Source organism: Limnospira platensis NIES-39 (assembly GCF_026000695.1).
In the GTDB taxonomy this organism is placed as follows: Bacteria; Cyanobacteriota; Cyanobacteriia; order Cyanobacteriales; family Microcoleaceae; genus Limnospira; species Limnospira platensis.
In genome coordinates this window covers 6,001,713-6,013,351 of record NZ_AP026945.1, presented here as the reverse complement: position 1 = coordinate 6,013,351, position 11,639 = coordinate 6,001,713, and the positions used below count along the sequence as shown (strand labels likewise).

Here is an 11,639-nt window from a genome sequence, read left to right as displayed (position 1 = left end):
AAAAATTAATCATGGACGCTTGTATTGAAGATTGCACCCCTCCGTCTGCATCGGTATTTTCACATACACATTTGCGCTTAGAGTCTACCCTACAAGAATTGTCTCTGTATGACTTTCAAGTAGATCTAGATCAAGCGGGAATGGTATTGGCTAAAATGTTTGAAACTAACCCCACCCTACCCGGAGTTATTTTAAACCATGATTGCCAGTTTATTGGTATGATTTCCCGGCGGCGTTTTTTGGAGTATCTCAGTCGTCCTTATGGTCGGGAACTGTTTTTACCTAGGTCTATTCGAGCCCTCTATAAATTTTCTCAGGTGGACTTATTAATCCTTCCCGGAAATACTCTGATAGTTGATGCAGCACGGCTGGCTATTATGCGATCGCCTGAACAAATTTATGAACCCATTATTGTGCAAATTTCCGACAGTGATTATCGCCTGTTAGATACCCAACAGCTCTTAATTGTTCAGTCTTATATTCATCAACTAGCCACAGAATTATTACAAGCACAAACCCAGGGGCAATTAAGGCAAACTGAAAAGTTAGCGAGTCTAGGTAAAATGGTGGCGGGAGTAGCTCACGAAATCCGTAATCCTGTAGGCTGCATTGTCGGCAATACTCACTGTTTAACTCAGTATTATGAAGATATAATGCAGTTAATTAACGCCTATGAACAGGAATTAATTACTCCCCGATCAACTATTGAAGAGTTAAAAGAAGATATTGATTGGGAATTCCTCAAAACTGATGGCTTGGAAATGCTCAAAAGCATTCAAGTTTCGGCGGAACAGTTGAACCACCTAGTCAACAGTTTACGCACCTTTTCCCACATGGATAATAGACAGAGGCGGGAAATGGATATTCATGAATGTTTAGATAGTACCCTAATCATCTTAAAAAACCGCCTAAAAGTCGGGATTGAGGTCATTAAAAATTATGGGAATTTACCTAAATTTTCGGGTTATTCTGGGCTGCTCAGTCAGGTATTTATGAATCTGTTAGCTAATGCCATAGATGCTTTAGAAGAGACAGCTAATCATCACCCAAATGCTGCCAAAATCTGGATTTCTACCCATGTAGCTGATAGTTGTCCTTCCCAATTGCGATCGCTGATAATTCCCCCCCCAAATTACCTAGAATATTCCCAAAATACCCAAGCATCAGAAGCCGCCCCAACCCCACAGACCCAATATATTGTCATTCGGATTACCGACAATGGCCCCGGTATCCCCAAGGAAATCCAAAACCGCATTTTTGATAACTTTTTCACTACCAAGTCTGCCGAAAAAGGCACAGGTTTAGGACTCGCAATTAGTCATGAAATTATTTACGAGAAACATAGTGGTTGTTTGCATCTCCTTTCCACCAACGGAGTCGGCACCGAATTTGAGATAGTCTTGCCTTTGATTTAGGAGATTATTTCTAGGAGTATGATATAATCAGACTAAGCCGGTCTTCCCACCCACATACATCGGCGGTAAAGACTAGGCAAATTCCCCTAATAGCCTGATTAACCGGACTGGTGGTTGATTTTCACACAACCGGGAAAACTTAACTTAAAATAGCAGTATGGCAAATTAATCAGCCGATAGATAGGAAGCGGTCAATATGCGAAGACGAGAACTTTTAACTTTTGGCGCTCAACTGTGCGCCGCCACGATCGCCACATTAGGAAGCCACGGTTGGATCGCCAGAAGTGTCGCCACCACCCCTAACCCCAAAAGGTTAATCGTGCTATTTTTGCGCGGAGGAATTGACGGATTAAACGTAGTTGTCCCCTATGGTGACAGCGACTATTATCAGGCTAGACCAGCGATCGCCATTCCCCGACCCCAACAGGAAGGGGGCGCAATTCAGCTAGACCAAAACTTCGGCTTACACCCCAGCCTAAACTCCCTGCTTCCGCTATGGAACCAAGGAAGTTTAGCTTTTGTTCACGCCTGCGGTTCTCCTGACCCCACCCGGTCTCACTTTGAGGCTCAACACTATATGGAAGTCGGAACACCAGGAAATAAAAGAACCCCCGACGGTTGGATGAACCGCCTACTGGGCTTGTTACCAGGACAAAACCCCGTAGATGCGGTTAGTGTCGGTCAGTCGATATCTGCCATTCTATCAGGTTCTCAGCCAGTTAGCAATATCTCCCTAGGTCGCAATGCCTCCCGCCAAATGCCCATAGATCGCGATCAGGTGCGAGCCACCTTTGACCGACTATATGCCAATAATGACCCCCTCAGCGTCGCTTATCAGGAAGGTAGAAGCGCCCGCGATCAACTGATTAGGGAATTAGAGGCGGAAATGGTCGCCGCTAATAATGGTGCGCCTCTACCGGCTGGTTTAGCTGGGAATGCTCAACAATTAGCCACTTTGGTAGTGCGTGACCCACAGATTAGATTAGCATTTCTCGATGTTGGGGGATGGGATACCCATGTTAACCAGGGTTCAAGTCGGGGGTTAATGGCCAACCGTCTGGAAAGGTTAGGGGAGGGCTTGGTGGCGCTAGTGGATAGGCTTGGTTCGGTTTATAGCAATACCACTATTGTGGTGATGTCAGAATTTGGTCGCACAGTGCGCGAAAATGGCAATGGCGGCACTGATCACGGACGTGGTAATGTTTTATGGGTTTTGGGTGGTTCCGTGCGTGGTGGTCGCGTTTATGGGCGCTGGCCAGGTTTGTCTGACTCGGAGTTATACGAGGGACGGGATCTGGCTGTGACGACGGATTTTCGAGATGTGATTAGCCCGATTTTAACTTCTCAGTTTGGGTTAAGCGCTTCTCACCTGGAGCAGGTATTTCCCGGATACCGCCCCACTGGTAACTTTTCTGAGATTGTTTAATTGATGGAGGTTGTCCGGTGTGGGTTGTTCCCGGTCAACTAACTTATTAACTATCAATCATCAATTGATTAATTGGGCATAATATCTCATGGGATTAACAGAAGAAAATCATGATCAAATTAAACGAGTTGCCATTGTGGGTGGCACTCATGGCAATGAATGGACGGGAATTTATTTGATTAAGAAATTTGAGCGATCGCCTGAATTATTGCGGCGTTCTAATTTTGAGACTTTCACACTATTAGCTAATCCCCGCGCCTGGGAAATTAACCGCCGCTATGTTGATCGTGATTTAAACCGCTCTTTTGGGCGGCAAGATTTAGAAAACACCAATTCTGATATTTATGAAATTCAGCGATCGCAATGGATAGCCAGCCAGTGGGGACCCCAAAGCCCATCTCCTATTGATACCATCATTGATTTACACAGCAGCACCGCCCACATGGGATTAACCTTAATTTGGGTGAAAAATAATGCTTTTAATCGCCAAATTAGCGCCTATTTAAAAGGCATTTTTCCCGAAATAAATATCTACAGTTGGATAGAATCTGAATCCCAACCGGAAAACCCCTCCCTGAAATCTTTGTGTAATTACGGATTTTCCATCGAAGTCGGACCCATTGCGCCAGGGATGTTAGATGCGGCATTATTCCTGAAAGCGGAAAAGGTTATTTATGCTCTTTTAGACTACATAGAAAAGTATAATCGCGGGGAAATTATGGAGAGCGATCGCACTCTGACCATATACCAGTATATCAAACAGATAGACTATCCCCGCACGGCGACGGGGGAACTCGCCGCCATGATTCACCCACAACTACAGGGGAGGGATTATCAACAGCTAAACCCCGGCGATCCGATGTTTTTACAGTTTGACGGAACCACGATTTATTATCAGGGAGAAAGCCCCGTCTGGCCGATTTTTATCAATGAGGCAGCCTACTACGAAAAAGCGATCGCCATGATTTTCACCGAACCCCAAACCATCGAAATCTACGAATAATTGATAATTGTAGGGGCGCGCCTCCGCCGTCAATAATCCATCCCCACCCGGGTTTTGGTAAACCCGCCCCACCGTCGATAATTAATTGTAGGGGCGCGCCTCCGCCGTCAATAATCCATCCCCACCCGGGTTTTAATAAACCCGCCCCACCGCCGTCAATAATCCATCCCCACCCGGGTTTTGGTAAACCCGCCCCACCGCCGATAATTAATTGTAGGGGCGGGTTCTGCGGTCAATCATCCATCCCCACCCGGGTTTGAATAAACCCGCCCCACCGCCGATAATTAGCCCATAATTAATTGTAGGGGCGGGTTCTGCGGTCAATCATCCATCCCCACCCGGGTTTGAATAAACCCGCCCCACCGCCGATAATTAATTGTAGGGGCGGGTTCTGCGGTCAATCATCCATCCCCACCCGGGTTTGAATAAACCCGCCCCACCGCGGTCAATCATCCATCCCCACCCGGGTTTTAATAAACCCGCCCCACCGCCGTCAATCATCCATCCCCACCCGGGTTTTAATAAACCCGCCCCACCGCCGTCAATCATCCATCCCCACCCGGGTTTTAATAAACCCGCCCCACCGCCGTCAATCATCCATCCCCACCTGGGTTTTGGTAAACCCGCCCCACCGCCCATAATTAATTGTAGGCGTGGTGCGTCAGATGAATAAAATTTGCCGTTCACCCGATAGGTTATCCTTCTGACGCACCCTACGAGTCACGGGGAGCAGTTAATACATCCCAAGCTGCTTGAGCCGCTTTCCAGATGCGATTACTCCACTCATTCATCTCCTCAAGCACTCCTTTCCAGTTTTTCTCAGCTTCCGATTCAATGGTTTTCACCGACATTTCCATCTGTTCTTTGGTGACACCTTGGAAGCGCTCCAGAGTAGTCCTAGCATTACGCACAGAGCGAATATAAGCCTCCCTGGAGAAATCCCCCGCCGCCTGCATTTCCGAGATAGCCAGCCGTCGGATAGCATCCATTAGTTCCTGGGTTTCCTTTTGGACTTCATCGAGACTGGGCGGACTGGGGGTAGTGTCATCTTGGGGAACTAGGCTGCTGTCTTGATTTTGTTCCACAATAGCCGAGTCCTTGGGTGAATTTTCTTCAGTCATAGTTGATTTCTCCCGATTGATATAGTGATATGTTATCGCGCCGGACCAATTAATCGGGGTCGATCCTCATCAGGGGTTGTCCGTATTCAACAGGTGCGCCATTGGTTACCAAAATTTCCATAATTTGACCAGAAACCTCCGCCTCGATTTCATTCATCAGCTTCATGGCTTCGATAATACAGACAGTTTGACCGCTAGTGATCCGATCGCCATTATCCACAAATGGGGGCTCATCAGGAGCCGGAGAACGGTAAAAAGTTCCCACCATGGGCGATGTTACCTCTACCCATTTAGCGTCAACCGGACTAGGAACCTTTCCTGTGGCGGCAGTAGTCTGGGTGCTGCTGGCCGTTGATTCTGATAAGCGATCGCCAGCAGAAACCGTCCCTGGAGGCGACACCAACTCCGCACTAGGAAACCCACCACTGAGGGCGACATCAACAGAAGATAGCGGGCGATCGATAGAACTGCCACCTTTGCGTACCATCAACTCAAAATCACTACTTTTGAGCGTCAGTTCCGAAATATTAGTTTTATCGATGTCAGCCAGCAGTTCTCGAAGCTGGTTGAGATCTAGTTGCACAGTTGGTATATCTCCCTAAAAACAATATGGTTTAAAATTACGGGCGATCGCCCACATCATCTTACCCAGCAATTGGGTTAACACTGGAAATATTAATCGCGACCCTGATAACTATCGTTGCGGGTATCAATGCGAATGCGCTCACCCACAGAAATAAACAGAGGAACCATCACAGTTGCGCCTGTTTGTAGGGTAGCTGGTTTCGTTCCACCCGTCGCGGTATCGCCTTTAACTCCCGGATCTGTTTCCGTCACTTCTAGGCTGACGGAGTTGGGAAGTTCCACCTCTAGGACTTGGTCATTCCAGTAGAGTACATTAACCTCCATACCTTCGATCAGGTATTTAACCCCATTACCAATCTGATCAGGAGTTAGGTGGGCTTCCTCGAAGGTGTCCATGTCCATGAACACATAATCATCACCATCTTTATAGGTGTGTTGCATGGTCTTTTTCTCCAGGTTAGCCTGGGGAACCGTCTCCCCAGCCCGGAATGTCCGTTCCATGACGTTACCCGTCTGTGCGTTTTTTAGTTTGGTACGGACAAAGGCGGAACCCTTTCCTGGCTTAACGTGGAGGAATTCTACCACCCGCCACACAGTTCCGTCTAATTCAATACTGACACCTGTGCGAAAATCGTTACTCGAAATCATGGGAGCATCTTCACCTGGGCTGAACAATCGGGATTTATTTTACCCTAATCGGTACTTATCGATGGGATTCGGTGAGAGTTCTTAACAATTCTGCTAAAATCGGAAAAATTTTCCCCAAGTCCTGAAAACTCCCCACTACCATGCCAGATTTTGTCCTTGATGTCAAAAGCCTACAGGTTCAGTTTAAATCTGACCAGAGAACCACAAGCGCCGTCGATCAGATCTCCTTTCAGGTCAAACCCGGACAGACCCTAGGAATTGTCGGGGAGTCCGGGTCAGGAAAATCTGTCACGTCTTTAGCAATTATGGGGTTGCTGTCCCCGGCTACATCTCAAGTGGGGGGAGAAATCTGGTTTTGGCCAGGAAACCCCAAGGCGGATGAAGCTGAAGCTAATAGCAAAGATTATAGCACAGCAGCGATAGATTTACTACAACTACCAGAATCGCAAAAGCAGCAATTTCGCGGCGGTGAAATCTCTATGATATTTCAGGAACCGATGAGTTCCCTTAACCCGGTTTATACGATTGGTTTTCAATTGATTGAAGCTATCCGCCAGCATCAGGATATTACCCCCCGCGAAGGATTATGGAAGGCGGCGAGTTTATTGCAGGAAGTGAAGCTATTACCTAGTGATGAGCAAATCCTTGAGCAACTACAGTTAGAAACTCCTCCGAATGATGATATTAATAAACCGCCCTCACAGCGGGAATGGCAAACTCGGGTAAATGACCAAAAACGAGCATTTCTCGATCGCTATCCTCACGAACTCTCTGGGGGTCAACTGCAACGGGTCATGATTGCGATGGCTATTTCCTGCAATCCGACATTATTGATTGCTGATGAACCGACGACGGCTTTAGATGTAACAGTACAAGCGACTATTTTAGACCTGCTGCGAGAATTGCGCGATCGCCGAGGAATGTCGATGATTTTCATTACCCACGATTTCGGAGTTATCGCGGAAATTGCCGATACAGTAGCGGTCATGTATCAGGGTAAAATCGTCGAATTAAACCAGATTAATCAACTGTTCACTAACCCCCAACATCCCTACACCAAGGGATTGCTGGCTTGTCGTCCCACCTTACAAACCCGACGGGGGGCAAAACTTCCCACCATTGCGGATTTTATGGAAGTTGTCACTACGGAAACTGGCACAGAAATTAGGGTGATTGACCATCAAGAAAACATCCCCGATGATACCCTAGAGACGGTCGCCAAGGTTCCAGAAAACCCGGATGATTCCCCGTTGTTATCGGTGGAAAATTTGCGAGTAGCATTCAAAATTCCTGGGGTTTTAGGAGGTACTCAAAGGCTATTTATGGCAGTTAATGATGTATCTTTTGATGTATTCCCGGGAGAAACATTAGGATTAGTGGGAGAGTCTGGCTGCGGTAAAAGTACGCTATCTAGGGCGATTTTACAACTGATTCTCCCCTATAGCGGTCGGGTGATTTTTGCGGGGGAAGATATTACGAATTATCAGCCTTCGGGTTCTTGGATGAATCGTTTAAAAGACTATCGCCAGCACCGGGAATTTCAGCAAAAAATGAAGTGGGTGCGGCGGGAGATGCAAATTGTGTTCCAAGACCCGTTTAGTTCCCTTGACCCCCGTTTAACCATTGGGGATGCGGTGATGGAACCTCTGTTAATTCACTCAGTAGGTAACTATAAACACAGACGCGATCGCACTGCTTATTTATTAGAAAGAGTCGGACTTAACCCGGACTTTATGAGACGCTATCCCCACGAATTTTCGGGAGGACAAAGACAACGGATTTGTATTGCTAGGTCTCTGGCTTTAAACCCGAAATTTATCATCTGTGACGAGTCGGTGTCAGCTTTGGATGTTTCTGTACAAGCCCAGGTGTTAAACCTGCTGAAGGAGCTACAAAGGGAGTTTGAGCTAACATATATCTTTATCTCCCATGATTTGAGTGTGGTTAAATTCATGAGCGATCGCATCATAGTCATGAACCAAGGCAAAATCGAGGAAATCGGCGACTCAGAGGAGATTTATCGCTATCCTCAACAGGAATATACCCGCCGACTAATCGCCTCAATTCCCACGGGAGATATCCAACGAATTGCCAGTTAATTATAATAGGTTGAACCCAGAACTTTAGTCATCAATGAAACTCATACTTTATAGTAAACCTGGCTGTCATTTGTGCGAAAACCTCCAGGAGAAACTCGAAGAAATTCAAGCAGATAGCAATAGTCCCTGTCAGTTTGACCTGGAAATTCGGGACATCACCACCCGACCAGACTGGTATGAAATCTATCAATATGAAGTCCCAGTCCTGTATAAATGTGGCGATCGCAGCCTGACCGAAGAACCCATCCCCAGACCATCTCCCCGTATTTCCGCCTACCAGTTGGAACAAATCCTACAAAAATATTGCTAAAACATTTAGATTAACAACAATCATTAAATTGTGAGGAGTTTGACCAGTGAAACTCAAAGATTTACTCAACCCCAACTTATTACCCCCAGAGTATCACCCCGCCTTAGACATGGAAATCACAGGCTTGGCGACTAACTCCCACGCCTGTAAGCCGGGGGATCTGTTTTTAGGAATGCCGGGAACAAGAGTTGATGGGGGGGATTTTTGGCCAAGTGCGATCGCCTCCGGTGCCGTAGCTGCCATAGTTTCCCAGTCCGCCGCCAGCAACACCCCACCAGAGACAGACTCTGATACCATTCCCTGTGTCATTCCCGCCGCCGACATGACCAAAGCCTGCGCTGAGATAGCCACAGCATTTTATAACCATCCCGCCCAAACCCTTAAATTAGTAGGGGTGACGGGAACTAATGGCAAAACCACCACCACCCACCTGATCGAATTTCTCCTAACCAACGTTGACAAACCTACAGCGTTACTGGGAACCCTTTACACCCGTTGGCCGGGGTTTCAAGAAGTCGCGGTTCATACTACCCCCTTTGCGGTGGAACTTCAACACCAATTAGCTGACGCAGTAGGCGCAGGCTGCCAGTTTGGGGTGATGGAAGTTAGTTCCCATGCCTTACACCAGGGCCGGGTTTTGGGCTGTCCGTTTCAGGTGGCAGTATTTACTAATTTGACTCAGGACCACCTAGACTATCATCCCACCATGGATGATTACTTTGAGGCGAAAGCCTTGCTATTTAGTGATGATTATCTCCAGGGTAAGGCGATTATTAATGCTGATGATGACTATGGTAAAAAGTTGATGGCACGGTTGGGGGGCGATCGCGTTTGGAGTTATAGCGTCAGTGACCCTAGCGCCGATATATGGGCAGATAGCCTCGTTTATCAACCCACAGGTATTCAGGGAGTTCTCCATACCCCCATGGGATCGGCTTCCTTTTCCCTACCCTTAGTCGGTCAATATAACCTCTCTAACCTATTGGCAGCCTTGGGGGCGGGTTTAGCTCTCGGTTTGGATTTGTCGGCTATGGTGGACTGTCTACCAGCCTTTGGCGGCGTTCCTGGTCGCATGGAAAGGGTGCAGATTTCCCCAGAGCAGAATATTACGGTGATTGTTGATTATGCCCATACTCCTGATAGTTTGGAAAATTTACTGAAAGCCTCCCGTCCGTTTATTCCGGGTCGGATGATTTGCGTGTTTGGCTGTGGGGGCGATCGCGATCGCACTAAACGCCCGAAAATGGGTAAGATTGCGGCGGATTTATCCGATTTAGCGGTAGTCACATCCGATAATCCCCGCACCGAAGATCCTGACCGCATTTTGCAGGATGTTCTCGCCGGAATCCCTGATCATGTTAAACCTATAGTAATTGGCGATCGGGCTAAAGCTATTCGCACCGCTATCGACGAGGCTCAACCCGGCGATGGTGTCTTAATTGCTGGGAAAGGTCACGAAGATTATCAAATTCTGGGCACGGAAAAAGTCCATTTTGATGACCGCGAACAAGCGCGAGATGCCTTAAAAAATAAGTATTCTTAACTTGACTTCTGGTGCGTCAGTCTTTCCCCCTCATCTGTTCATGATTATTCAGGGGTTCTGACGCACCCTACCCAACGACATAATCACAATCACCTTTAATAAAATACTGTTGCTATTAAAAACCTAACTTCTCAATCTGTTGTCTGGCATAATTTTCCGGTTCACTGGGGTCGAAAGTATCAAATTTTAATGATTCAAATCGGAGGGTGATAGTAGGGGGTTGCTGACCTAATTGTTTTGCCATTTGGCGTGCGAGTCCGGTTAGAAAAATATCGGCGGCGATCGCCTCATGATTAAGGCTTCCCATGGGAACATATCCCCAACGCTCAAATTGTGACGTAATCCAGTAGGAAAAACTTTTCCAAGGGTAAGGGTCAAAATCAATGCGATCGGGAATATTGAGAGATTCACCTAAGCGGTTGACAAACTGTCCGGTCATCACCTGTCGCAGAGTATCTTCTGGCGCATCCAGATATTGTAACTGTGCTAGTCGCCGCGCTACATCTATACGATTCTGGCTTTGGCTCGCATAATAGGAACCCTCAATAATCGCTTTATTTATAGCCCGAAATGTGTTAGGATGACGCTCGATCCATTCCTGAGAAGTAGTGAAAGAACAGCAGGGATGACCCGGCCACAAGTCCCTAGTTAAAATATGAATAAAACCCAGACCTTGATTAACTGCCATTTGGTTAAAAGGTTCAGGAGCCACCATAGCATCAATTTCCCCACTTCTTAACCTGTTCACCATATTGGGCGGCGGTGTAACCACTAATTCGACATCCCGATCTGGGTGAACTTTGCTATTAGCTAGATAATACCTGAGTAGAAGATTGTGCATTGAGTGAGTGAAAGGAATAGCAATCCTAAATCCTTTCAAATCTTCGGCGGTTTTGACTTTTTCTCGATGTTTGATGGCTACTGTAATCGCACTACCATTGATGTTTTCAATACTAGCAAGTCTGATGGGAAATCGACGAGACTCTAACCCTAAACTAATGGCGATCGGCATCGGGGATAGCATATGATAAGCGTCAAGTTCTCCTGAGATCGCACTTTCTCGGATTTGCTCCCAGTTATTCATTTTCACAAGTTCTACATCTAAACCATATTTTTCATAGAGGTTTAAAGATTCACAAATCAGAATAGGCGTAGCACAGGCGATCGGCAAAAAACCAATTCTTAGCTGAGTTTTTTCTAGGATAACACCCGATAAATTCCCTTGAGAGTTGGGGTCGGGAGATGCCGCACAATTGCTCAGAATTCCTAAAGCCGATGTACCTGCTAATCCTAACAAAAACTGTCGCCGTCTTATCGAGTGTTTAGACAACATTCGGGGATGATTTAACCCCTTAGTTACCGCGTAGCTGAGATTTACCGATAAATCCCCACTGTCCGAATTACCATCATGAAATCGACCACATTTATAGCATATTTGTGGGATTTTGTCAACTGATTTACTGGATTTATTCGTAGTTTTCATGATGAA

11 protein-coding genes are annotated in these 11,639 nt (G+C 46.7%); 6 read left to right on the top strand and 5 right to left on the bottom strand.

The genetic code is table 11. The features are described from left to right. Nucleotides 1–11: 11 nt before the first annotated feature. From N39L_RS29400 to N39L_RS29390, 3 genes are all read left to right on the top strand, one after another. Nucleotides 12–1,415 (top strand): sensor histidine kinase, encoded by a 1,404-nt coding sequence (locus N39L_RS29400; RefSeq protein WP_043468682.1) that lies wholly within the window; start codon nucleotides 12–14, stop codon nucleotides 1,413–1,415. A 196-nt stretch (nucleotides 1,416–1,611) separates the two neighbouring features. Next, entirely contained in the window at nucleotides 1,612–2,841 is a 1,230-nt protein-coding gene (locus N39L_RS29395; RefSeq protein WP_006617183.1) for a DUF1501 domain-containing protein, read from the top strand. 88 nt (nucleotides 2,842–2,929) lie between these two features. Continuing rightward, nucleotides 2,930–3,844 carry an aspartoacylase gene (locus N39L_RS29390; RefSeq protein ID WP_014277155.1) on the top strand — a complete coding sequence of 305 codons (915 nt, stop codon included), beginning with the start codon at nucleotides 2,930–2,932 and terminating at the stop codon, nucleotides 3,842–3,844. A gap of 372 nt (nucleotides 3,845–4,216) precedes the next feature. Here N39L_RS29390 and N39L_RS29385 read toward each other — a convergent pair whose 3' ends face one another. From N39L_RS29385 to efp, 4 genes are all read right to left on the bottom strand, one after another. After that, complete coding sequence (locus tag N39L_RS29385) at nucleotides 4,217–4,531, bottom strand: hypothetical protein (RefSeq protein ID WP_148261879.1); 315 nt, start codon at nucleotides 4,529–4,531, stop codon at nucleotides 4,217–4,219. A 26-nt stretch (nucleotides 4,532–4,557) separates the two neighbouring features. Next, nucleotides 4,558–4,965 (bottom strand): hypothetical protein, encoded by a 408-nt coding sequence (locus N39L_RS29380; RefSeq protein ID WP_014277153.1) that lies wholly within the window; start codon nucleotides 4,963–4,965, stop codon nucleotides 4,558–4,560. A gap of 49 nt (nucleotides 4,966–5,014) precedes the next feature. After that, entirely contained in the window at nucleotides 5,015–5,548 is a 534-nt protein-coding gene (gene accB, locus N39L_RS29375; protein ID WP_006619603.1) for an acetyl-CoA carboxylase biotin carboxyl carrier protein, read from the bottom strand. A gap of 92 nt (nucleotides 5,549–5,640) precedes the next feature. Next, the gene (gene efp, locus N39L_RS29370) at nucleotides 5,641–6,198 is read right to left on the bottom strand and encodes an elongation factor P (RefSeq protein WP_006619604.1); all 558 of its coding nucleotides are present in this window, start codon (nucleotides 6,196–6,198) and stop codon (nucleotides 5,641–5,643) included. A gap of 140 nt (nucleotides 6,199–6,338) precedes the next feature. Between efp and N39L_RS29365 the strand changes: the two genes are divergently transcribed. Genes N39L_RS29365 through N39L_RS29355 form a run of 3 tightly spaced genes read left to right on the top strand, consistent with a single transcriptional unit; the run spans nucleotide 6,339 to nucleotide 10,150 of the window. Beyond that, nucleotides 6,339–8,297 (top strand): ABC transporter ATP-binding protein, encoded by a 1,959-nt coding sequence (locus tag N39L_RS29365; protein ID WP_014277152.1) that lies wholly within the window; start codon nucleotides 6,339–6,341, stop codon nucleotides 8,295–8,297. Between the two features lie 34 nt (nucleotides 8,298–8,331). Continuing rightward, nucleotides 8,332–8,607, top strand: a complete 276-nt coding sequence (locus tag N39L_RS29360) for a glutaredoxin family protein (RefSeq protein WP_006619606.1) — start codon at nucleotides 8,332–8,334, stop codon at nucleotides 8,605–8,607. A 46-nt stretch (nucleotides 8,608–8,653) separates the two neighbouring features. Beyond that, nucleotides 8,654–10,150, top strand: coding sequence for a UDP-N-acetylmuramoyl-L-alanyl-D-glutamate--2,6-diaminopimelate ligase (locus N39L_RS29355; protein WP_014277151.1), 1,497 nt, complete (start codon nucleotides 8,654–8,656; stop codon nucleotides 10,148–10,150). A gap of 115 nt (nucleotides 10,151–10,265) precedes the next feature. On the opposite strand, the gene N39L_RS29350 is transcribed toward N39L_RS29355, so the two are convergent. Further along, a complete protein-coding gene (locus N39L_RS29350) occupies nucleotides 10,266–11,633 on the bottom strand; it encodes an ABC transporter substrate-binding protein (RefSeq protein ID WP_014277150.1) in 1,368 nt (455 codons plus the stop codon). Nucleotides 11,634–11,639 lie beyond the last annotated feature (6 nt).

Coding starts and splice junctions, on each gene's coding strand:
- N39L_RS29360 (WP_006619606.1), top strand. CDS start 8,332: ATGAAACTCATACTTTATAGTAAACCTGGCTGTCATTTGTGCGAAAAC.
- N39L_RS29380 (WP_014277153.1), bottom strand. CDS start 4,965: ATGACTGAAGAAAATTCACCCAAGGACTCGGCTATTGTGGAACAAAAT.
- efp (WP_006619604.1), bottom strand. CDS start 6,198: ATGATTTCGAGTAACGATTTTCGCACAGGTGTCAGTATTGAATTAGAC.
- N39L_RS29365 (WP_014277152.1), top strand. CDS start 6,339: ATGCCAGATTTTGTCCTTGATGTCAAAAGCCTACAGGTTCAGTTTAAA.
- N39L_RS29350 (WP_014277150.1), bottom strand. CDS start 11,633: ATGAAAACTACGAATAAATCCAGTAAATCAGTTGACAAAATCCCACAA.
- N39L_RS29395 (WP_006617183.1), top strand. CDS start 1,612: ATGCGAAGACGAGAACTTTTAACTTTTGGCGCTCAACTGTGCGCCGCC.
- N39L_RS29400 (WP_043468682.1), top strand. CDS start 12: ATGGACGCTTGTATTGAAGATTGCACCCCTCCGTCTGCATCGGTATTT.
- N39L_RS29390 (WP_014277155.1), top strand. CDS start 2,930: ATGGGATTAACAGAAGAAAATCATGATCAAATTAAACGAGTTGCCATT.